Origin of the sequence: Streptomyces sp. R44, assembly GCF_041053105.1 — a bacterium.
GTDB lineage: Bacteria > Actinomycetota > Actinomycetes > Streptomycetales > Streptomycetaceae > Streptomyces.
The window spans coordinates 5,167,973-5,188,901 of record NZ_CP163444.1; the positions used below are offsets into that span (position 1 = coordinate 5,167,973).

Annotated in this window: 18 protein-coding genes; 8 read left to right on the plus strand and 10 right to left on the minus strand. The window is 71.7% G+C overall.

Going from position 1 to position 20,929, the window contains the following annotated elements:
• Nucleotides 1-39: 39 nt before the first annotated feature.
• From AB5J54_RS24235 to AB5J54_RS24260, 6 genes are all read right to left on the minus strand, one after another.
• On the minus strand, nucleotides 40-738 hold the full coding sequence (locus tag AB5J54_RS24235; protein WP_369145995.1) for an ester cyclase: 699 nt from the start codon (nucleotides 736-738) through the stop codon (nucleotides 40-42).
• A gap of 82 nt (nucleotides 739-820) precedes the next feature.
• Nucleotides 821-1,840 carry a hydroxyacid dehydrogenase gene (locus AB5J54_RS24240; RefSeq protein WP_369145996.1) on the minus strand — a complete coding sequence of 340 codons (1,020 nt, stop codon included), beginning with the start codon at nucleotides 1,838-1,840 and terminating at the stop codon, nucleotides 821-823.
• A 17-nt stretch (nucleotides 1,841-1,857) separates the two neighbouring features.
• Complete coding sequence (locus tag AB5J54_RS24245) at nucleotides 1,858-2,709, minus strand: carbohydrate ABC transporter permease (protein WP_369145997.1); 852 nt, start codon at nucleotides 2,707-2,709, stop codon at nucleotides 1,858-1,860.
• A complete protein-coding gene (locus AB5J54_RS24250; RefSeq protein WP_369145999.1) occupies nucleotides 2,706-3,650 on the minus strand; it encodes a carbohydrate ABC transporter permease in 945 nt (314 codons plus the stop codon). Before AB5J54_RS24250 ends, AB5J54_RS24245 begins: the two co-directional genes overlap by 4 nt.
• A 4-nt stretch (nucleotides 3,651-3,654) precedes the next feature.
• Entirely contained in the window at nucleotides 3,655-4,971 is a 1,317-nt protein-coding gene (locus AB5J54_RS24255) for an ABC transporter substrate-binding protein (RefSeq protein WP_369146000.1), read from the minus strand.
• 102 nt (nucleotides 4,972-5,073) lie between these two features.
• Entirely contained in the window at nucleotides 5,074-6,171 is a 1,098-nt protein-coding gene (locus AB5J54_RS24260) for a substrate-binding domain-containing protein (RefSeq protein WP_369146001.1), read from the minus strand.
• A gap of 163 nt (nucleotides 6,172-6,334) precedes the next feature.
• On the opposite strand from AB5J54_RS24260, the gene AB5J54_RS24265 reads away from it, so the two are divergent.
• Together AB5J54_RS24265 and AB5J54_RS24270 are read left to right on the plus strand one after the other, a co-directional pair.
• Entirely contained in the window at nucleotides 6,335-8,167 is a 1,833-nt protein-coding gene (locus AB5J54_RS24265; protein ID WP_369146003.1) for a DUF2264 domain-containing protein, read from the plus strand.
• Nucleotides 8,164-9,684, plus strand: a complete 1,521-nt coding sequence (locus AB5J54_RS24270; RefSeq protein WP_369146004.1) for a right-handed parallel beta-helix repeat-containing protein — start codon at nucleotides 8,164-8,166, stop codon at nucleotides 9,682-9,684. Before AB5J54_RS24265 ends, AB5J54_RS24270 begins: the two co-directional genes overlap by 4 nt.
• Nucleotides 9,685-9,690: 6 nt before the next feature.
• Here AB5J54_RS24270 and AB5J54_RS24275 read toward each other — a convergent pair whose 3' ends face one another.
• Nucleotides 9,691-10,464, minus strand: a complete 774-nt coding sequence (locus tag AB5J54_RS24275; RefSeq protein ID WP_369146005.1) for an SDR family NAD(P)-dependent oxidoreductase — start codon at nucleotides 10,462-10,464, stop codon at nucleotides 9,691-9,693.
• Between the two features lie 28 nt (nucleotides 10,465-10,492).
• A complete protein-coding gene (locus AB5J54_RS24280; RefSeq protein WP_369146006.1) occupies nucleotides 10,493-11,167 on the minus strand; it encodes an MOSC domain-containing protein in 675 nt (224 codons plus the stop codon).
• Nucleotides 11,168-11,247: 80 nt separating this feature from the next.
• Here AB5J54_RS24280 and AB5J54_RS24285 point away from each other — a divergent pair, with 80 nt between their 5' ends.
• A complete protein-coding gene (locus AB5J54_RS24285; protein WP_369146007.1) occupies nucleotides 11,248-12,141 on the plus strand; it encodes a LysR family transcriptional regulator in 894 nt (297 codons plus the stop codon).
• A gap of 58 nt (nucleotides 12,142-12,199) precedes the next feature.
• On the opposite strand, the gene AB5J54_RS24290 is transcribed toward AB5J54_RS24285, so the two are convergent.
• Nucleotides 12,200-12,574: a WhiB family transcriptional regulator gene (locus tag AB5J54_RS24290; RefSeq protein WP_369146008.1), complete on the minus strand. Its 375-nt coding sequence runs from the start codon at nucleotides 12,572-12,574 to the stop codon at nucleotides 12,200-12,202.
• A 431-nt stretch (nucleotides 12,575-13,005) separates the two neighbouring features.
• On the opposite strand from AB5J54_RS24290, the gene AB5J54_RS24295 reads away from it, so the two are divergent.
• The 4 genes from AB5J54_RS24295 to AB5J54_RS24310 all read left to right on the plus strand — a co-directional run bounded on the left by AB5J54_RS24295 (nucleotide 13,006) and on the right by AB5J54_RS24310 (nucleotide 17,422).
• The gene (locus AB5J54_RS24295; protein ID WP_003948568.1) at nucleotides 13,006-13,617 is read left to right on the plus strand and encodes a response regulator transcription factor; all 612 of its coding nucleotides are present in this window, start codon (nucleotides 13,006-13,008) and stop codon (nucleotides 13,615-13,617) included.
• Nucleotides 13,618-13,860: 243 nt separating this feature from the next.
• Complete coding sequence (locus AB5J54_RS24300; protein WP_308433031.1) at nucleotides 13,861-14,463, plus strand: sigma-70 family RNA polymerase sigma factor; 603 nt, start codon at nucleotides 13,861-13,863, stop codon at nucleotides 14,461-14,463.
• Nucleotides 14,464-14,689: 226 nt separating this feature from the next.
• On the plus strand, nucleotides 14,690-16,192 hold the full coding sequence (gene guaB / locus AB5J54_RS24305) for an IMP dehydrogenase (RefSeq protein WP_369146009.1): 1,503 nt from the start codon (nucleotides 14,690-14,692) through the stop codon (nucleotides 16,190-16,192).
• A gap of 105 nt (nucleotides 16,193-16,297) precedes the next feature.
• Nucleotides 16,298-17,422 carry a GuaB3 family IMP dehydrogenase-related protein gene (locus AB5J54_RS24310; protein WP_369146010.1) on the plus strand — a complete coding sequence of 375 codons (1,125 nt, stop codon included), beginning with the start codon at nucleotides 16,298-16,300 and terminating at the stop codon, nucleotides 17,420-17,422.
• Nucleotides 17,423-17,471: 49 nt separating this feature from the next.
• Here AB5J54_RS24310 and AB5J54_RS24315 read toward each other — a convergent pair whose 3' ends face one another.
• The gene (locus tag AB5J54_RS24315) at nucleotides 17,472-18,713 is read right to left on the minus strand and encodes a nucleotide sugar dehydrogenase (protein ID WP_369146011.1); all 1,242 of its coding nucleotides are present in this window, start codon (nucleotides 18,711-18,713) and stop codon (nucleotides 17,472-17,474) included.
• A gap of 316 nt (nucleotides 18,714-19,029) precedes the next feature.
• Here AB5J54_RS24315 and AB5J54_RS24320 point away from each other — a divergent pair, with 316 nt between their 5' ends.
• The gene (locus AB5J54_RS24320) at nucleotides 19,030-20,736 is read left to right on the plus strand and encodes a glycerol-3-phosphate dehydrogenase/oxidase (RefSeq protein ID WP_369146012.1); all 1,707 of its coding nucleotides are present in this window, start codon (nucleotides 19,030-19,032) and stop codon (nucleotides 20,734-20,736) included.
• The last annotated feature ends 193 nt before the right edge of the window (nucleotides 20,737-20,929 follow it).

Here is a 20,929-nt window from a genome sequence, read left to right on the forward strand (position 1 = left end):
GGTGCCCCCGTCGCGGGGGCACCGGGCCTCACTGCTTCCCTACGCCTCCACGGCGCCGAGCTGCCCCATCAGCCCGAGCATGTCGTACTGCCACCAGCCCTCGACGGCCTTGCCGTCCTCCCGGAAGCGGTGGACGACCATCCCGGTCATGCTCACCTCCATGCCCGTCGGCTGGATGCCCATGAAGTCGCCGACATGGGTGCCGTTCCAGGTCCAGCGGGTGCAGACCCGGTCGCCGTCGGCGATCTGGTCCTCGACGGTGAAGGTGAAGTCGAACGCCGCCCGCCACATCTCGGCCTCGCGCCGCAGCGCGTCCATGCCGACCGTGTCGGTCGGATTGCTCGGATCGTGGTCGTGGTACCCCTCGGCGAACACCTCGTCGAGCGGCGGCAGCTCCCCCGGGGTCCCCATCAGCTCGAAGGCCCGGCGGGAGGCCGCCTTGTACATCTGCTCGTCCCGGACCACGTCCAGATCGGTGAAGGTCGGCATCTCGTCACAGAGCGCGACCATCTCCCGGAAGATCCGGTCGGTCTCGGGGAGCTGCGAATTCTGCATGGCCACGTCGTACGACGGGAACTCGACGATCTCCACGACGTGCGAGGCATCGGAACGGTCCTTGCCGACGATGCTGTGCGTCGCGGTCCGCTTGCCCTTGGTCTGCTCGACCCACCGGTCCATGAGCCGGTTCAGGTCCTCGACCCGGCTCGTCTTGCAGTCGATGATCTGCACGAAAGTCATGACGCCTCCCGACCCAGGTAGGACCTTTCCAGTCTAGGTCGGTACCGGCCGAGTGCCCTGGCGGCACGGGCCCGGCGGGCGGCTACGCCGAGCGCGTCAGATCCGAGGCCCGGACCTCCTCCGCGAACGGCTCCCCCCGCCCGTACCGGGCCACCTCCTCGATCGCCTGGTCCGCCATGCGGTGGAGTTCGTTGCCGAGGGAGCCGGCGACGTGGGGGGTGAGGAGGACGTTGGGGAGGGTCCACAACGGTGATTCCGACGGGGGGAGTTCCGGGTCCGTCACGTCGAGGATCGCGTGGAGGCGGCCCGAGAGCAGGTGGGGGAGGAGGGCCGTCTCGTCGACGAGGGAGCCCCGGGCCGTGTTGATCAGGGTCACCCCGTCCGGCATCGCCGCCAGCTGCGCCGCGCCGATCATGCCGTGGGTGGAGGGGAGTTGCGGGGCGTGGATCGAGACGATCGTGCTGCGGGCGCACAGCTCGTCGAGGCCGACGAGTTCCACGCCGGGGGGCGGGGCGTCCGCGTACGGGTCGTACAGGAGGATCTCGAAGTCGAAGGGGCGGAGGAGTTCGACGACGCGGCGGCCGATGCGGGAGGCGCCGACGATGCCGATCGTGCGGCGGTAGTTGCCCCACGGGGTGGATTCGGTGAGCCAGGCGTCGTCGGTGCGGAGTTCCGCGTACCGCTGGGCCGAGCGCAGGACCCGCTTCCCGGCGAGGAGGATCGCGGCGAGGGTGTACTCGGCGACCGGCAGCGCGTTGGCCGCGGCGGCCGAGGTGACCCGGAGGCCCCGCTCCCAGCAGGCTTCGGTGATGTGGTGTTTGACCGAGCCCGCCGCGTGGACGACGGCTCGCAGCCGGGGCGCGCGGGCCAGCACCTCGGTCGTCAGCGGGGGCGCTCCCCAGCAGGTCAGGAGGATCTCCGCCTCGGCCAGGGCGGCGGCGACCCGTGGCTCCGGGGCCGTCAGGTCGTGGGCGACCAGGTGGGGGTCGGTCCGCGTGAGGCGGGCCAGGCGGGCGCGGTGGGCTCCGGTGAGCAGGCGGTCGTCCACCCCGGGGCCCATGGCGAGGAGGAGGGACGGGCGGTTGTCAGTGGTCGGGTGCATCGTGGGACCTGTGCTCCTCACTTGACGCTGCCGGCCGTCAGGCCGGCCTTCCAGTGGCGCTGGAGGGAGACGAAGGCGACGACGAGGGGGACGACGGCGAGCAGGGATCCGGTGACGACGAGGGGGTAGTAGTCGGGTTCGGCGTGGGCGTTGCTGTTCCACGCGTACAGGCCGAGGCTCAGCGGGAAGAGCTTCTGGTCCGAGAGCATCACCAGGGGGAGGAAGAAGTTGTTCCATACGGCGGTGAACTGGAAGAGGAAGACGGTCACGAAGCCGGGCATGACCATGCGCAGGCCGATGGACCAGAAGACGCGCATCTCGCCGGCCCCGTCGATACGGGCGGCCTCCAGGGCCTCGTCGGGGATGTAGCCGGCGCAGAAGACCCGGGAGAGGTAGACGCCGAAGGGGTTGACGAGGACGGGGATCAGCACGGCCCAGTAGGTGTTGACGATGCCGACCTCGCTGGCGAGGAGGTACATCGGCAGGGCGAGCGCGGTGGTGGGGACGAGCACGCCCAGGAGGACGAGGCCGAAGAGCTTCTCCTTGCCCCGGAAGTCGTAGACGTGGAAGGCGTATCCGGCGGCGACGCTGATGAGGGAGCAGGCGAGGGCGCCGACTCCGGCGTAGAGCAGGCTGTTGGCGTACCAGTGGAAGTAGAGGCCGTCGCTGTACGCGGCGAGCCGGGAGAGGTTGCCGTCGAGGTCGAAGCCCTCGAAGGAGAAGGCGTCTCCGGCGAGGAGGCCTCCGGCGTCCTTGGTGGCGGCGGTGAGCAGCCAGACGAGGGGGAAGAGCATGTAGACGACGGCGAGGACGAGGGCGCCGTTGACGGCCGTCTTCGAGAGCCATCTGCTCGGGGTGCGGGTGCTCATGCCGTCTGCTCCTTCCGCGCCGCGGCGGGCTTGCGCGCCGGGGCCTGCTTCGGTGCCGTGCCCGCCTTCCGGCGCCCGGTGAGTCTGGTGACCGCGAAGGAGAGCAGCGCCGCCGTCAGGGCGAGGAGTACGGAGGCCGCGGCGGCGAGTCCGTAGTCGTTGCGGTCGAAGGCCGCGGTGTAGGCGTACATGTTCGGCGTCCAGGTGGAGGTGACGGCGGAGCCGGTGCCCTTGTTGAGGATGAGCGGCTCGGTGAAGAGCTGGAGGGAGCCGATGATCGTGAAGAGGCCGACCATGGCGAGGGAGGCCCTGACGAGGGGGACCTTGATGGCGAAGGCGATGCGCCAGGCGCCGGCGCCGTCGACGGTGGCCGCTTCGATGACGGACCGGTCGATGGCCTGGAGGGCGGCGTAGAAGATGACCATGTTGTAGCCGAGCCATTCCCACAGGGCGATGTTGACGACGGACGGCAGGGTGCCCTCGGGGGAGAAGAAGTCGAAGCCGATGCCTCCGGCGTCCATGGCCTGGACGACGGGACTGAGCTGGGGTGTGTAGAGGTAGACCCAGATCAGGGCGGCGATGATGCCGGGGACGGCGTGCGGCAGGAAGAGCGCGAGCTGGAAGAAGCGGCGGGCGCGGGCGAGCGCCGAGTCGAGCAGGAGGGCGAGGCCGAGGGCCCCGGCGAGCAGCAGCGGGATGTAGAGCAGGCAGTACCCGAGCAGGACGCCGAAGCCCTCCAGGAAGGCCCGGTCACCCAGCGCCGCGGTGTAGTTGTCGAGGCCGGTGAAGACGGTCTCGGTGCCGCCGAAGCCCAGTCCGGACTGCTTCTCGGTGAAGAGGCTGAGCCAGACCGCGTATCCGATCGGCACCACCATCACCGCGGTGAAGAGGACGAAGAAGGGGGTCAGCAGAAGGGTGGCGGCGCGGGTGCGGGCCTTCATCGGGTCAGCCCTCGACCTTCAGGCCGCGCTTGGTGAGTTCGGCGACGGTGGCGTCGTGGCCGGCCTTGACGGCGTCGGCGATGGACGGACCGCCCTTCGCGAGCTTGCCGAACGCGTCCTTGATCGCGGTGTTGGTGGTGCCGGAGGTCGGGCCCCAGGACCAGCCGGGGTTGATGGAGGCGCCGGCGGCCTCGAAGAGGGTGTAGATGTCCTGGCCGCTGTAGAAGCTCGCGTCGAAGGCCTTCTTGGCGACCGGGCGCAGGGACGCGGCGGCCGGGAAGGCGGAGGAGGTGCCGGAGGCGATCCGGGCCTTCACGCCCGCCTCGGTGGTGGACATCCACTCGGCGAAGGTGACGGCCGCGGCCTTCTGCCTGCTGTCCTTGGTGACGGCGAAGGAGGTGCCGCCGAGCATGCCGCTGGCGGGCTTGCTGTCCCAGGTGGGGATGGGGGCGACGGCCCACTTGCCGCCCATCTCGGGCACGTTGCCCTTGAGGACGCCCGCGCCCCAGGAGGCGCCGAGGTAGCCGACGGTGGTGCCGTTCTTGAGGGAGCCGACCCATTCGGGGCTGAAGGAGGCGTCCTTGTGGACGAGGTCGGCGTCGAGGAGGCCCTGCCAGTAGGCGGTGACCTTGGTGGTGGCCGGGTCGGTGGTGTTGATCTTCCAGGTGTCGTTCTCGGCCTTGAACCACTGGCCTCCGGCCTGCCAGACCTGGGCCTCGAAGGTGGCCGGGTCGTCGGGGAAGAAGGTGGCGATACGGGCCTTGGCGTCGGCCTTCTTGACCTGCTCGGCGGCCTTCTTGAACGCGTCCCAGGTGGTGGGGACCTCGACCTTGTACTTCGCGAAGAGGTCCTTGCGGTAGAAGAAGGCCTGTGGGGCGGCGTCGAAGGGGACGGCCCAGGACTTCCCGCCGAGGGTGGTGAGTTCGACGGACTGCGGGAGGAGCTTGGCGCGGTCGGCCTCGGTGAACTGGTCGCCGATGTCCTGGAGGGCTCCGGAGCTCACGAACTCGGGGAGTGCGGCGTACTCGATGGAGACCAGGTCGGGGGCGTTGCCCGCCTTCACGGCGTTGGAGATCTTGGCGTAGCCGCCGGCGTTGCCGGAGGGGATCTCCTCGAACTTCACCTGGATGTCGGTGTGGGAGGCGTTGAAGGCGTCCACGACGTCCTTGGAGCCCTTGGCCCAGCCCCAGAAGGTGATGGTCACGGGGCCGTTCGGCTTGTTTGCGGTGTCGTCACCGCCGCCGCCGCAGGCCGTGAGGACGGCCAGGGCGGTGGCGGTGCCGGCTATGACGCGGGACGTTCTGCTCCAGGTACGGGTCACGGCACGGCTCCTGAGGGCGGGGCGGCTGGGTGGTTGTGGCCGTGATCCTGTGACCGTTCATGACCGAAGTCAAGAGCGAAAGATTGATTGATCGAAAAAAGATCAAAGCGAGGGTGTCGTGCTCGCCCCGCACGAGGCCCGTACCCGCAGCCACGGCAGCAGGCTCAGATGGCGCCGCGCCGCGTCCTCGTCGGGGGCCTCCGTGAGCCGCTCCACCAGGAGTTCCGTGGCGTGCCGGCCCACCTGGCGCTTCGGCGGGGCGACCGCCGTCAGCGGGGTGTCGGCGAGGGCGGCGACCTCGTCGTCGTACGCGATCACGGCCAGGTCCTCCGGGACCCGCACGCCCAGCTCGGCCAGGCGCTGCACGATCTCGATCGCGTCCACGTCGTTGTGGACCAGGGCCGCGCTCGCCAGGCCCGAGCCCACCGCCTCGTGCAGCGCCCGCACCGCCCGCTCGAAGCCCTCCGGGTCCGCCTCCGCCGGTACGGACTCGATGACCGGGCGCGGCTCCTTGAGGCCCAGCGTGCCCAGCGCCTCGGCGTAGCCCGCGCGCACGGCGAACGCGGTCGGGGAGTCCCGGCGGGCCACGAGCAGCGGCGTCGCGTGGCCGAGCGAGAGCAGATGGCGCAGGGCGAGCAGCACGCCGTGGGCGTGGTCGGAGGCGACCCGGTCCAGGCCGTCGAGCGGGCTGCCGGGCGCGGCGCGGCGCTCCAGGAGCACGGCCGGCACGGGCAGTTCGGCCAGCCAGTCGCCGTACGCGAGCCGGTCCTCGGGCAGTCCGCGCCAGCCGGGCGCGACGAGGACGCCCTCGGCGCCCGCCGCGAGGAGGCCCTCGGTGCGGGCGCGGTCCTCCTCCGGCCGGTAGTCGGAGATCCGCAGCACGAGCCGCGCCCCGGCGCGGGCCGCCGCCTCGTGCGCCCCCCGGATGACCTCGGCGAAGTAGTACGTGGCGGAGGGCACGAGCAGGCCGAGGACCAGGCCCTCGCCGGAGCGTCCGCCGCCGGCGGCCCCCCGCTGCGGCCAGGAGACCTGGCCGTGCACCCGGTCGAGCAGGCCCCGGCCGGCCAGGACCTCGACGTCCCGGCGGGCGGTGACGGGGGAGACCCCGAGGCGTTCGGCCAGTTCGGAGACGCGGGCGGTGCCGCGCTCGCGCACCAGGGCCAGCAGTCGGTCGTGTCGTTCGGCAGCACTCTCGCGCACGGCGCAGTTCCCCCTCGCGGTGGTGGTGGTCCGTCGAGCCTAGCTCCAGAAATGATCGAACGACAGGAGTTTCGATCATTCGCTCCGATTGTCTTGACGTTCGATCGGAGTCTGTTCAGGATTCCCGGCGACGCAGACGTCCCAGGGAACCCCAGGGAGCATCATGCCCACGCCGCCCGAGAACCGTGAGCTCAGCCCGTACACCGGTTGGACCCGTGCCCACTGGGAGGCCACGGCCGACCGGCTCCTCCTGGACGTACGCCCCTTCGCCTCCCCCGGAGGCGGCCTCATCGACCTCCCCGGCCCCCGCCCCAGCTGGTCCGGCCCCCGCTCCGACGGCCTGGAGGGCTGGGCCCGCACCTTCCTCCTCGCCGCCCTCCGCGTCGCGGGCGCCCACGGCGCGGACCCCCTCGGCCACCTCGACCGGTACGCCGAGGGCCTCGCGGCCGGGAGCGAGAAGCCGGGACGGGAGGACGAGGACTCCTGGCCCCCGATGGCCGGAACCCGCCAGGCGATCGTCGAATCGGCCTCGATCGCCCTCGGCCTCCGCCTCACCCGCCCCTGGCTCTGGGACCGTCTCGACGACCGCACCCGACGGCAGGTCGCCGACTGGCTCCTGCCCGCCCTCGGCCCCTCACCCGTCGACAACAACTGGTGGCTCTTCGGCCTCACCGTCGCCGGCTTCCTCCAGGACGCCGGCGTCGAGACCGACCGCGCCGCCGCCACGATCGACCGCTCCCTCGCCCGGATCGAGGACTGGTATCTCGGCGACGGCTGGTACAGCGACGGAGACAACCGCGCCTTCGACCACTACAACGCCTGGGCCCTGCACTTCTACCCCGTCCTCCACGCCCACCTCTCCGGCGACCAGGACCTCCTCGACCGGTACGGCCCCCGGCTCCGCGCCCACCTCGACACCTACGTGCACCTCTTCGACGCGAACGGCGCCCCCGTCCCGTACGGGCGGTCCCTGATCTACCGCTTCGCCGCGGCCGCCGCCCCCTGGCTCGGCACCCTCACCGGCCACACCCCGCTCACCCCCGGCGCCACCCGCCGCCTCGCCTCCGGCACCCTGCGGTACTTCCTCGACCGCGGCGCCACCGACGAGCGCGGGCTCCTCACCCTCGGCTGGCACGGCCCCCACCCGCCGCTCGTCCAGGAGTACTCGGGCCCCGGCTCCCCCTACTGGGCGTCCAAGGGCTTCCTCGGCCTCCTCCTGCCCGCCGGCCACCGCGCCTGGACCGACCCCGAGGAACCCCTGCCCGCCGAACACGCCGACACCGTCCTCCCCGTCGCCCCCGCCGGACTGCTCGTCCAGACCACCGCCGCCGACGGGCTCGTACGCCTCCACAACCACGGCAGCAACCACGTCCACAGCGCGCCGGGCGAGGAGGACGACCCCGGCTACGCCCGCCACGCCTACTCCACCCGTACGGGACCCGCTACGGGAACCGCCGACAACCACTTCGCCCTGCTCGTCGAAGGACGGGCCACCACCCGGGGCCCCGCCGTCCCGCTCACCACAGGGCCCGACCGGGCCGCCTCCCGCCACCACCCGCTGCCCGGCGTCCGGGTCCTCTCCGCGACCCTCGTCCACGGCCGCGCCGAACTCCGCGCCCACCTCGTCCTCGGCGCCCCGGAAGGGACCCCCGTACGGCAGACCGGCTGGGCCGTCACCCCCGACGGCCCGCACGCGCAGCTCCACCCGGTCCACGGCTACCGCCCCGAAGCCGCGGAACTCCCCACCGGCCAGACCCTTCAGGGCCCCGGCAGCCGCACCCTCGCCCTGCACGGCACCACCCGCGGCCCCGCCACGCTCTTCGTGGCCCTCGCCTCCCTCACCGCCGCACCCGACCCCGCCCCCGTGTCGGACCTCGCACACGTCCGGGTCACCGGCCCCCACACGCTCACCGTGACCTGGCAGAACGGCACCACCGCACACCTCGATCTCGAAGAGCTCGAAGCCCTCGAAGCCCCCGATTCGGAGGATCTGTGACCCAGCGCCGTACGTACACCGCGCTCGCCGCCCTCACGCTGTCCCTGCTCGCGGCCGCCCCGGCCCGGGCCGCGTCCCCGCCCGGCGACCGCCACTACGTCGACTGCTCCGCGGCCGAAGCCGGCGACGGCTCCGTCCAGCACCCCTGGACCACCCTTGCCGAGGCCAACGCCCACCCCTACGGGCCCGGCGACCGCCTCCTGTTCAAGCGCGGCACCACCTGCACCGGCACCCTGAGCCCCCAGGGCTCGGGCTCCGCCGCCCACCCCTTCACCATCGCCGACTACGGGGACGCGGCCGGACGCGCCGTCATCGACGGGAACGGCGCCCACGACGCCGTACTCCTCGCCGACAGCCAGTACCTGCGCCTCACCCGCCTGGAGATCACCAACGCCGCCGCCCCCGGCACCGAACGCAACGGTGTCCGGCTCCGCCTCGCCGACTTCGGCGTCGCCCGGGGCATCACGATCGACCACCTGTCGATCCACGACGTGCGCGGCGGCGACTTCAAGACCATCACCGGCTCCAGCGCGATCCACATCGCCGTCGAGGGAACGACCGTCCCCAGCCGGTACGACGGCCTGGAGATCCACCACAACGACATCCGGGACGTCGACCGCGAGGGCATCTACTTCAAGTCGCGCTTCTCCAAGCGCGATCTGGTCGGCAACCAGCAGGACCCGAACGTCTACCCCGGAGCCTGGACCCCGAGCCTGAACGTCCGGATCCACCACAACACCCTGACCTCACTCGCCGGCGACGGCATCAAGATCGACACGACCGCCGGCGCCCGGATCGACCACAACAGGCTCGACGGCTTCCAGCTCCGCTCCAAGGCCGCCAACGCCGGCATCTGGACCTTCAACACCGACGACACCGTCATCGAGTACAACGAGGTCTCCGGCGGCGGGAACACCAAGGACGGCATGTCCTTCGACGCCGACGGGGCCTCGAAGGGCACGGTCCTCCAGTACAACCACAGCCACGACAACGCCGGCGGCTTCCTGCTGATCTGCCCCTACAGCGGCGCCAAGACCCTCGACACGCTGGTCCGTTACAACCTCAGCGTCGACGACGGTGCCCGCCTGATCCAGAACTGCTGGGGCCCCATCCTGAACACGCAGATCCACAACAACACCTTCGTGAACAGGACCGTCCGTCCCGGCCACCTCGTCCAGGACGACGCCGGCAGCCCAGCCACCACCCGGCACGAGCTGTCGATCCGCAACAACATCTTCGTCAACGAGGGCGCGAGCGGCGGCTACGCCTTCAAGAACCCCACGCCCGGGCTCTCCTTCTCGCACAACCTCTTCCACGGCATCACCATGACCCGCCCCAACCCCGGTGGCCTCGACGCCGACCCGCTGCTCCGCCCCGACCTGCGGCTGGCCGCCGGCTCCCCGGCCCTGTCCGCCGGAACGCCGATCGCGGACAACGGCGGCAGGGACTGGTTCGGGAACGCCGTGCCGGCGACGGAGGCTCCCAACATCGGGGCGTACGAGGGACCGGGGCTGTAGCGAGCCCTACTCCGGGCCGTACTTGCGGCCCGCCTTCGACGACACCCCGCCGAGCAGGCCGCGCGGCGCCAGCTTCACCACACCCATGAGGGCCTTGTAGCGGGGGTCCGGGATCGACAGGGTCTTCCCCCGCTCCAGGTCCTGGAGGGCGGCCGTCACCAGCTTGTCCGCGTCGAGCCACATCCAGCCCGGGATGTTGTCCGTGCCCATCCCGGCCCGCTCGTGGAACTCGGTCCGTACGAAGCCGGGGCAGAGCGCCATCAGCCGCACCCCGCTGCCCGCGAGGTCCCGCGCCGCGCCCTGGGTGAACTGCACGACCCAGGCCTTGGAGGCGCCGTAGGTGCCGCGGGGCACGAAGGCCGCCACCGACGCCACGTTCACCACGGCGCCCCGGTGGCGGCCCTTCATGGCGGCGGCGGCCGCCGAGGTCAGCCGCAGCACCGCCTCGCAGTGCACCGTCAGCATCTTCAGCTCGTCGGCCATGGAGACCTCGAGGAAACGGCCCTTGTTGCCGAAGCCGGCGTTGTTCACCAGCATGTCCACCGGCTGCTTCGGGTCCGAGAGCCGGGCCTCGACGGCGGCGATGCCGTGCTCCTCGGAGAGGTCCGCCGCGAGCACCTCGGCCTCGACGCCGTGCCGGTCGTGCAGCTCGGTCGCCTGCTCCCGGAGCCGCTTCACGTCCCTGGCCACGAGCACGACGTCGTGGCCGTCCGCCGCCAGTCTCCGTGCGAAGGCGGCCCCGATGCCCGCGGTGGCGCCCGTAATCAGTGCAGTCGTCATACGGGCAACCTAGTGCCCCGTCCCCCCGCTACGACTTGGCGTACTTCTCCTTGTACTGGCGGGCGAGCGCCAGGAGTCCGGACTCCATCCACTCCGCGGCCACCAACGTGCCGGGCAGCAGGGCGCGTTCGGTGGTCGCGGCGCGGTGCAGCAGCGCCGCCGTGATGTCGTGGTCCGGCCGGTGCACCACCGTGATCGGATCGCCCGCCCGCACCTCGCCCGGCACGATCACCCGCAGCAGCGCGCCGGGCCCGGCCTCGGACTGCGTGAACCGCTTCACCCAGCCCTTCTCCTCGACGAAACCGGCGAAGGTACGGCACGGGATGCGACCGCCGGTCACCTCCAGGACCACCTCCTCGCCGATCCGCCACCGCTCGCCGATCAGGGCGCCGTTCACGTCGAGGCCTCGGGTGGTGAGGTTCTCGCCGAAGGAGCCGTTGGCCAGCTCGCGGCCGAGCTCCCGCTCCCACAGGTCCATGTCCTCCCGGGCGAAGGCGTACGCCGCCCGGTCGTCGCCGCCGTGGAAGCGCAGGTCGCAGACCGCGTCGCCGGCGACCCCGCTCGCCCCGACACCGGGCGCGCCCGGCGCCTCGATCCGTACGGGACCCTCCACGGGCCGCTTGTCGATGCCCGTCATCCCCGAGGCGGCGTCGGTGTACTCCACGGGCCTGGCGCGGCCCACATTCACGCTCAGCAAGGTCATGCGGGCACTGTACGGGCGCCGATCTCAAAGGCGCTCGCAAGAATAGGAAGCTTCACCCAAGAGTCGCTTATGCTGGACGCATGATCGAGGCACGCCACCTCCGCGTCCTGCGCGCCGTCGCCGCCACCGGCTCCTTCTCGGCCGCCGCGCGCGAACTCGGCTGCACCCAGCCCGCCGTCAGCCAGCAGATGAAGGCCCTCGAAGCCTCCGCCGGCACGCCGCTGCTGATCCGCACGGGACGCGAGATGCGCCTCACCCAGGCCGGCGAGGTCCTGGTGCGCCACGCCTCCGGCATCCTCGCCGGGCTGACCGCCGCCGAGGAGGAGGTCGCCGCCATCGCCGGGCTCCGGGCGGGCCGGGTACGGCTCGTCTCCTTCCCGAGCGGCAGTTCCACGCTCGTGCCGACCGCGCTCGCCGCGCTGCGGGCCGCGCACCCCGGCACCCGGGTCTCCCTCGTCGAGGCCGAGCCGCCGCGCTCGATCGAGATGCTCCGCGAGGGCGACTGCGACATCGCGCTCGCCTTCCGGTACGGGGCGGGGCAGGCCGAGTGGGACGACCTGGTGGTCCGCCCGCTGCTCGCCGACCGGCTCGTCGGCCTGGTGCCCGAGGGCCACCGGCTCGCCGGGGCCGGCTCGGTCGGCATCGCGGAACTCGCCGACGAGCCCTGGATCGCGGGCTGTCCGCGCTGCCGCCGCCAGCTCGTGGACGTGTGCGAGGACGCGGGCTTCACCCCCCGCATCGACTTCGCCACCGACGACTACCCGGCCGTGGTGGGCCTGGTCGGCGCCGGTCTGGGCGTCGCCGTCCTGCCGGAGCTGGCCATCGAGTCCGTACGGCCCAAGGGGGCGCGGACCGTGGCCGTGGAGCCGGCCGTGGAGCGGGAGATCGTGGCCCTGACGCTGCCGGACCTCGCGCAGGTCCCGGCCGTCGCCGCCACGCTCGACGAACTGATCCGCGCCGCCACGCGCGCGTAGGGCGCGCGGGCGCGCGGGTCCGTTCAGGTGGTTCTCAGCCCACTGAAGAAACGTTCCTTCACATACGTTCCCCGAGGGATGTCATAGATGTCATGGGTGTGACGGACGCGGCGGACGTGGCCGGCGGGGAGGCCGGCGCCGTCGTGATCAGGCGATTGCGCGCGCGTCCCATGAGCTCTTCGCGTTCGTCCTCGGTGAGGCCGCCCCATACGCCGTAGGGCTCCCGCACGGCGAGTGCGTGTGCCGCGCACTCCGCGCGCACCGGGCACCGCATGCAGACCTCTTTCGCCGAGTTCTCACGCGCACTCCGTGCCGCGCCGCGCTCTCCCTCGGGGTGGAAGAACAGGGAGCTGTCGACCCCGCGGCAGGCCGCGAGGAGTTGCCAGTCCCACAGATCGGCGTTGGGTCCGGGAAGGCGGGAGAAATCTGCCATTGCGCTTGTCCCCTTGAAACCGTGTCGAACGGATAGGTGGGCGGGTGGATGGCTGATCGCCGGGGCTCCTCGGGTCCCGACAGGTCCGGTAGCTACACCTACTGTCGAAGTAGATGTAAATATGACTCATTGCGAATCTAGCCACAGACACTGCGAAAAGGGAAGAAAACCCGCTAAATGGGGCATACCTTTTGATGTTGGGACGAACGACCTGCGACACTCTCCTCCGCGCACGACTCCTCACGTAGAGTGCCGAAGACGCCGTCCGACCCGTAACTCTTTCGAGTGACCGTCGTTGAGAGTGCGGAGGCGGTTGAAGGAACAAGCGATCGGGCAAACGTCCGAGAGCGTCAACCGCACAGGTGACGATACGTACAGCCCTGGAGGCTCAAGGTGACGCGCAACAGCTGCGAGAGCCGCGGAGGTCAGGCATGACATCCGTCCTCGTCTGCGACGACTCCCCGCTTGCCCGAGAGGCGCTCCGTCGGGCGGTCGCGACCGTGCCCGGCGTCGAGCGCGTGACCACCGCGGCCAACGGCGAGGAAGTCCTCCGCCGCTGGGGCGCGGACCGCTCGGACCTGATTCTGATGGACGTACGCATGCCCGGTCTGGGCGGCGTGGAGACCGTCCGCCGGCTGCTCTCCGCGGACCCCGGCGCCCGCATCATCATGCTCACGGTCGCCGAGGACCTCGACGGCGTCGCCCTCGCGGTCGCCGCGGGCGCCCGTGGCTACCTGCACAAGGACGCCTCGCGCGCCGAGCTGCGGGCCACGGTCACCCAGGCGCTCGCCGACCCGACCTGGCGGCTCGCCCCGCGCCGCCTCCGTTCGGCCGAGATGGGCGCCGCGCCCACCCTCACCGCGCGCGAGATCCAGGTCCTCGAAGGCATGAGCCACGGCCGGTCCAACGCGGAGATCGGGCGCGAGCTCTTCCTCTCCGAGGACACGGTCAAGACGCACGCCCGGCGCCTCTTCAAGAAGCTGGGCGCCTCCGACCGGGCGCATGCCGTCGCGCTCGGATTCCGCTGGGGCCTGGTCCGCTGAATCGCAGGTCACCTGCCCTCTCCCCGTCCTCGCCCGCGTCCGTCGTGGGGTGGACGGGGCGGGCTTGTGTCACTTCCCCGCGGAATGCCGCATCCTTGAGATGTGGAGTTCCTCGGGGACGAGTCGATCGAGCGGGAGGAGGGGGCGCGGGAGATGAGTGCCGGCGCACCTGCTCATAACGCTTCGGTGCACAACTACGGACGCGGTGCCACGAACGCGGAGGCGTCGGGGCACCATGGAGCGATGCGCGACGACGAGACCGTGGGTACCCCCATGCCTGCCGGGCAGGGGGAGATCGGTGCGCTCGTGCACCGCGCGGTCGACGGCGACGCGCAGGCCACGCACGACCTGCTCGCGCGTGTCCACCCGCTCGCCCTGCGGTACTGCCGCACCCGCCTCAACCGGCTGCCGGGCGACGCCCGGCACTTCGTCGAGGACCTGGCCCAGGAGGTCTGCGTCGCCGTCCTGATGGCGCTGCCGCGCTACAAGGACACGGGCAGGCCCTTCGAGGCCTTCGTCTTCGCCATCGCCGGACACAAGGTCGCGGACCTCCAGCGCGCCGCCATGCGGCACCCCGGGTCCACGGCCGTTCCCTCCGACGAGATGCCCGAGCGGCCCGACGACTCCCTCGGCCCCGAGGAGCGCGCCCTGCTCAGCGACGACGCCGAGTGGGCCAAGAAGCTGCTCGCCAACCTCCCGGAGAACCAGCGCGAACTGCTCGTGCTGCGGGTCGCGGTCGGACTGACCGCCGAGGAGACCGGCCAGATGCTCGGCATGTCCCCGGGCGCCGTCCGGGTCGCCCAGCACCGCGCCCTCAGCCGGCTCCGGGCCCTGGCGGAGCAGTGACCCCGACTCGCGTACGTGCCGAGCGGCGACCCCGCCGCGCGCACGACGGAGCAGAGGACCGACCGCGCGCACTGGCCGAGCAGTAAGCCTTGCCGGGCGCCGTCATCCCTTTCGTACACGTGCGAACGTCCAAAGCTTCCCGGTGATCTTGATCGTGGAATGAGACACCGCTCAGGCCCGTTAGCATGGACATCCCGCACCGATCAAGGCCATTTGGGAAGGTGTCATGACTGCCAACGTCGACGGAGTGCCCGAGAAATTCGCGACACTCGGGCTGACCTACGACGACGTGCTGCTGCTGCCGGGCGCGTCCGACATGGCGCCCGACCAGATCGACACCGCCTCGTACATCTCGAAGAACGTGCGGGTGAACATCCCGCTGCTCTCCGCCGCGATGGACAAGGTCACCGAGTCCCGCATGGCGATCGCCATGGCGCGACAGGGTGGTGTCGGTGTGCTGCACCGCAACCTCTCCATCGCCGACCAGGCGAACCAGGTCGACCTGGTGAAGCGTTCCGAGTCCGGCATGGTCTCGGACCCGATCACGGTCCACCCGGACGCGACGCTCGCCGAGGCCGACGCGATCTGCGCCAAGTTCCGCATCAGCGGCGTCCCGGTGACCGACCCGGCCGGCAAGCTGCTCGGCATCGTCACCAACCGCGACATGGCCTTCGAGTCGGACCGCAGCCGCCAGGTCCGCGAGGTCATGACCCCGATGCCGCTGGTCACCGGCAAGGTCGGCATCTCCGGCGTGGACGCCATGGAGCTGCTGCGCCGCCACAAGATCGAGAAGCTGCCGCTGGTCGACGAGGCGGGCATCCTCAAGGGCCTCATCACGGTCAAGGACTTCGTCAAGGCCGAGAAGTACCCGAACGCCGCCAAGGACAAGGAAGGCCGGCTGCTCGTCGGCGCCGCCGTCGGTGTCGCCGGTGACGCGTACGAGCGCGCCCAGGCCCTGATCGAGGCCGGCGTCGACTTCATCGTCGTCGACACCGCGCACGGCCACTCCCGCCTGGTCGGCGACATGGTCGCCAAGATCAAGTCGAACGCCTCGGTCGACGTCATCGGCGGAAACGTCGCCACCCGCGATGGCGCCCAGGCGCTGATCGACGCCGGTGTCGACGGCATCAAGGTCGGTGTCGGCCCGGGCTCCATCTGCACCACCCGCGTGGTCGCCGGCATCGGCGTCCCGCAGGTCACCGCGATCTACGAGGCCTCCCTCGCCGCGAAGGCGGCCGGCGTCCCGGTCATCGGCGACGGCGGTCTGCAGTACTCCGGCGACATCGCGAAGGCCCTCGTCGCGGGCGCCGACACGGTGATGCTCGGCTCGCTGCTCGCGGGCTGCGAGGAGTCCCCGGGCGAGCTGCTCTTCATCAACGGCAAGCAGTTCAAGTCGTACCGCGGCATGGGCTCGCTCGGCGCCATGCAGTCCCGCGGCGAGCAGCGCTCCTTCTCCAAGGACCGCTACTTCCAGGAGGGCGTCGCCTCCGACGAGAAGCTCGTCCCCGAGGGCATCGAGGGCCAGGTGCCCTACCGCGGCCCGCTCTCGGCCGTCGTCCACCAGCTGGTGGGCGGTCTGCGCCAGTCGATGTTCTACGTCGGCGGGCGCACGGTGCCGGAGCTCCAGGCGAACGGCCGCTTCGTCCGGATCACCTCGGCGGGTCTCAAGGAGAGCCACCCGCACGACATCCAGATGACGGTCGAGGCGCCGAACTACAGCAGGAAGTAACAGCGCGCGACGGAGGGGGCGGTTCCGGCATGTGGCCGGAGCCGCCCCTCCGGCGTGTGTCGGGGATACTGGTAGGCGCAGACATAGAGGGAAAGGCCACACATCGTGACTGAGATCGAGATCGGGCGCGGCAAGCGCGGCCGCAGGGCGTACGCGTTCGACGACATCGCCGTCGTCCCGAGCCGGCGCACCCGGGACCCGAAGGAGGTCTCGATCGCCTGGCAGATCGACGCCTACCGCTTCGAGCTGCCGTTCCTGGCCGCCCCGATGGACTCGGTCGTGTCGCCGCAGACCGCCATCCGCATCGGCGAGCTGGGCGGCCTGGGCGTCCTGAACCTGGAGGGTCTCTGGACCCGGTACGAGGACCCGCAGCCGCTCCTCGACGAGATCGGCGAGCTGGACGAGGCGACCGCGACCCGCCGTCTGCAGGAGATCTACGCCGCCCCGATCAAGGAGGAGCTGATCGGGCAGCGCATCAAGGAGGTGCGCGACTCCGGTGTCGTCACCGCCGCCGCGCTCTCCCCGCAGCGCACCGCGCAGTTCTCGAAGGCCGTCGTCGACGCCGGCGTGGACATCTTCGTCATCCGCGGCACGACGGTCTCCGCCGAGCACGTCTCCGGCGCGGCCGAGCCGCTGAACCTGAAGCAGTTCATCTACGAGCTGGACGTCCCGGTCATCGTCGGCGGCTGCGCCACGTACACCGCGGCCCTGCACCTGATGCGCACCGGCGCGGCGGGTGTCCTGGTCGGCTTCGGCGGCGGCGCCGCGCACACCACCCGTAACGTCCTGGGCATCCAGGTCCCGATGGCGACCGCGGTCGCCGACGTGGCCGCGGCCCGCCGCGACTACATGGACGAGTCCGGCGGCCGGTACGTGCACGTCATCGCCGACGGCGGCGTGGGCTGGTCCGGCGACCTGCCGAAGGCGATCGCCTGCGGCGCCGACGCCGTGATGATCGGCTCCCCGCTGGCCCGTGCCACGGACGCGCCCGGCAAGGGCCACCACTGGGGCATGGAGGCCGTCCACGAGGACGTGCCGCGCGGCAAGCTGGTCGACCTGGGCATCGTCGGCACCACCGAGGAGATCCTCGCGGGCCCGTCGCACACCCCGGACGGCTCGATGAACTTCTTCGGCGCCCTGCGCCGCGCGATGGCCACGACGGGCTACAGCGAGCTCAAGGAGTTCCAGCGCGTCGAGGTCACGGTCGCGGACGCCCAGCACAAGCGCTGACGACCTGCAGGAAAGCCCCGCACCGGGTGGTGCGGGGCTTTTCTGCTTCTCACAGCCGGTGGGCCGCTCCGGCGGGGGTGGCGCCGCGGGTGTCGAGGAGGAGCTGGGCCTTCACCGAGAGGCCCTGGAGGTCGTACGTGCGGTGGTGCTGGAGCAGGATCGTCAGGTCGGCGTGGGCGGCGGCCTCGTAGAGGGAGTCCGCGCGGGGGACGGGGAGCTCGCGGACGCGCCAGTCGGGGACGTGGGGGTCGTGGTAGCTGACGGCCGCGCCCAGGTCCATGAGGCGGCGGGCGATCTCGTCGGCGGGGGAGCCCTGGCGGTCGGGGAGGTCGGGCTTGTACGTGATGCCGAGCAGCAGGATCCGGGCGCCGCGGGCCGACTTGCCGTGCTCGTTGAGGAGGGTGGCGGCGCGCTGGACGACGTACTGCGGCATGCGCTCGTTGACCTGTCCCGCGAGCTCGACGAGGCGCAGCGGGCGGTGGGCGCCGACGGTGTCGACGGGGACGCCGTGGCCGCCGACGCCGGGGCCGGGGCGGAAGGCCTGGAAGCCGAAGGGCTTGGTCTCCGCGCAGCGGATGACGTCCCAGAGGTCGACGCCGAGTTCGTGGCAGAGGACCGCCATCTCGTTGACGAGGGCGATGTTGACGTGCCGGAAGTTGGTCTCCAGGAGCTTGACCGTCTCCGCCTCGCGGGGGCCACGCGCGCGTACCACCTTGTCGGTGAGCCGGCCGTAGAAGGCGGCCGCCGACTCGGTGCAGGCCGGGGTGAGGCCGCCGATGACCTTGGGCGTGCCGGCGTAGCCGTGGGTGCGGCTGCCGGGGTCGAGGCGGCCGGGGGAGTACGCGAGGTGGAAGTCGCGCCCGGCGCTCAGGCCCGAGCCCGCCTCCAGGACCTCGCGGAGGTGGCCCTCGGTGGTGCCCGGGGGGACCGGGGACTCCAGGAGGACGGTGGTGTGGGGGCGCAGTCGGGCGGCGAGGGCGCGGGCGGCGTCGGTGACGGCGGTGAGGTCGAGGGTGCGGTCGGGGCCGGGGGAGGTCGGGGCGCAGAGGACTGCGGTGCGGACCCGGCCGAGCTCGGCGGGGTTGGTGGTCGGCCGGAAGCCCCCCGAGAGCATCCGGCGGATCTCGGGGGCGGTGAGCGAGCCGTCGACCGGGGAGCGGCCGGCGGCGAGTTCGGCGACGGGGCGGGGGTCGGTGTCGTAGCCGATGGTGTCGATGCCTGCGGCGGTGGCGGCCTGGGCCAGGGGGAGTCCGTGGTGGCCGAGGCCGATGACGGCGAGGTCAGCGGGCATGGGGGGTGGGCCGTCCTTCCCAGTAGCCGGAGGGGACGCGACGCGCAAGCCCGGTGGACAGAACGGGTCGAGCGCAATGTCAGACTAGGCGTAAATATGACCGATATGCGGCATTGTGAAGCTGAACGTCGCCGAGTGTTATCCACAGGTCGGTCGCGAGGCGGTGGCTGAAGTCGCGGGACCGGGCCAGAATCGAGCTGTGAGCCGGACCACACGGGGCCCGGTTCGCGGTTCGTGCACGTCGCCACGGCCCCGGTGTGTGCGGGGCCTAGGGGCGGGCGTGTGGGACGGACGGGGGACGACGGGAGGCAGCAGCGTGAGGACAGCGACACTGGGACCCGCCGAGCGCGCCGAGGCACTCGCGGCCATGGCCGAGCGAGAGCTGGACGTGCTGGTCGTCGGCGCCGGGGTCGTCGGCGCCGGAACCGCCCTCGACGCCGCCACGAGAGGTCTCTCCACCGGCATCGTGGAGGCCCGCGACTGGGCCTCCGGCACCTCCAGCAGGTCCAGCAAGCTCATCCACGGCGGCCTGCGCTATCTGGAGATGCTCGACTTCGCGCTCGTACGGGAGGCGCTCAAGGAGCGCGGACTCCTCCTGGAGCGGCTCGCCCCCCACCTGGTGAAGCCGGTCCCCTTCCTCTATCCCCTCCAGCACAAGGGCTGGGAGCGGTTCTACGCCGGCTCGGGCGTCGCGCTGTACGACGCGATGTCGCTCTCCTCCGGCCACGGCCGCGGCCTCCCGGCCCACCGGCACCTCTCCCGGCGGGGCGCCCTGCAGGTCGCGCCCTGCCTGAAGAAGGACGCCCTGGTCGGCGCCCTGCAGTACTACGACGCCCAGATGGACGACGCCCGCTTCGTCACCACCCTGGTGCGCACGGCCGCCTCCTACGGCGCCCGGGCCGCCAGCCGGGCCCGCGTCACCGGCTTCCTCCGCGAGGGCGAGCGGGTCGTCGGCGCGCGCGTCCAGGACGTCGAGGCGGGCGTCGCGTACGAGATCAGGGCCAAGCAGATCGTCAACGCCACGGGCGTGTGGACCGACGACACCCAGGCCCTCATCGGGGAGCGCGGCCAGTTCCACGTCCGCGCCTCCAAGGGCATCCACCTCGTCGTGCCCAAGGACCGCATCCACTCGACCACCGGACTGATCCTGCGCACCGAGAAGTCCGTGCTGTTCGTCATCCCCTGGGGACGCCACTGGATCGTCGGCACCACCGACACCGACTGGGACCTCGACAAGGCGCACCCCGCCGCCTCCAGCGCCGACATCGACTACCTCCTGGAGCATGTGAACACCGTCCTCGCCACCCCGCTCACCCGGGACGACGTCGAGGGCGTCTACGCGGGCCTGCGGCCGCTCCTCGCCGGCGAGTCGGACGCCACCAGCAAGCTCTCCCGCGAGCACACCGTCGCCCACCCGGTCCCCGGCCTCGTGGTCGTGGCCGGCGGCAAGTACACGACGTACCGCGTGATGGCGAAGGACGCCGTCGACGAGGCGGTGCACGGACTCGACCAGCGCGTCGCCCCCTGCGTCACCGAGGACACCCCGCTCCTCGGCGCCGAGGGCTACCGCGCCCTGTGGAACGCCCGGGCCAAGACCGCCGCGAGGACCGGGCTGCACGTCGTCAGGGTCGAGCATCTCCTCAACCGCTACGGCTCCCTGACGGAGGAGATCCTCGACCTGATCGCGGCCGACCCCGGCCTCGGCGAACCGCTCGCCGCGGCCGAGGACTACCTGCGCGCCGAGATCGTCTACGCCGCCTCGCACGAGGGGGCGCGCCACCTCGACGACGTCCTCACCCGGCGGACCAGGATCTCCATCGAGACGTTCGACCGCGGCACGCTCAGCGCCCGCGAATGCGCGGAACTCATGGCACCGGTCCTCGGCTGGGACGACGGCCAGATCGAGAAGGAGGTCGAGCACTACGAGAAGCGGGTCGAGGCCGAGCGCGAGTCGCAGCGCCAGCCCGACGACCTGACGGCGGACGCCGCGCGGCTCGGGGCGCCGGACATCGTGCCGATCTGACGGGACGTCCGGGGGAGTCCGGGAGGTGAGGGGGGAGGCCCGGCGGCGTGTCCGGGGGATCCCCGTCCCGCGGGAACCTCGGGGGCGTACGGAGGCGTCGTATCCCGGAGTGCGGACCCGGGGGCGCCACCCGCCCCGAGGTGAGGGACAATGGCCTCTCTTCCAGGGCGGGTTACCGCATCGCGCGGGAAGC

What these genes read in the sequence shown, in the direction of transcription:
- guaB (WP_369146009.1), top strand. Translation starts at nt 14,690, where the DNA reads ATGACTGCCAACGTCGACGGAGTGCCCGAGAAATTCGCGACACTCGGG.
- AB5J54_RS24235 (WP_369145995.1), bottom strand. Translation starts at nt 738, where the DNA reads ATGACTTTCGTGCAGATCATCGACTGCAAGACGAGCCGGGTCGAGGAC.
- AB5J54_RS24275 (WP_369146005.1), bottom strand. Translation starts at nt 10,464, where the DNA reads ATGACGACTGCACTGATTACGGGCGCCACCGCGGGCATCGGGGCCGCC.
- AB5J54_RS24280 (WP_369146006.1), bottom strand. Translation starts at nt 11,167, where the DNA reads ATGACCTTGCTGAGCGTGAATGTGGGCCGCGCCAGGCCCGTGGAGTAC.
- AB5J54_RS24290 (WP_369146008.1), bottom strand. Translation starts at nt 12,574, where the DNA reads ATGGCAGATTTCTCCCGCCTTCCCGGACCCAACGCCGATCTGTGGGAC.
- AB5J54_RS24300 (WP_308433031.1), top strand. Translation starts at nt 13,861, where the DNA reads ATGCGCGACGACGAGACCGTGGGTACCCCCATGCCTGCCGGGCAGGGG.
- AB5J54_RS24240 (WP_369145996.1), bottom strand. Translation starts at nt 1,840, where the DNA reads ATGCACCCGACCACTGACAACCGCCCGTCCCTCCTCCTCGCCATGGGC.
- AB5J54_RS24265 (WP_369146003.1), top strand. Translation starts at nt 6,335, where the DNA reads ATGCCCACGCCGCCCGAGAACCGTGAGCTCAGCCCGTACACCGGTTGG.
- AB5J54_RS24250 (WP_369145999.1), bottom strand. Translation starts at nt 3,650, where the DNA reads ATGAAGGCCCGCACCCGCGCCGCCACCCTTCTGCTGACCCCCTTCTTC.
- AB5J54_RS24285 (WP_369146007.1), top strand. Translation starts at nt 11,248, where the DNA reads ATGATCGAGGCACGCCACCTCCGCGTCCTGCGCGCCGTCGCCGCCACC.
- AB5J54_RS24315 (WP_369146011.1), bottom strand. Translation starts at nt 18,713, where the DNA reads ATGCCCGCTGACCTCGCCGTCATCGGCCTCGGCCACCACGGACTCCCC.
- AB5J54_RS24245 (WP_369145997.1), bottom strand. Translation starts at nt 2,709, where the DNA reads ATGAGCACCCGCACCCCGAGCAGATGGCTCTCGAAGACGGCCGTCAAC.
- AB5J54_RS24295 (WP_003948568.1), top strand. Translation starts at nt 13,006, where the DNA reads ATGACATCCGTCCTCGTCTGCGACGACTCCCCGCTTGCCCGAGAGGCG.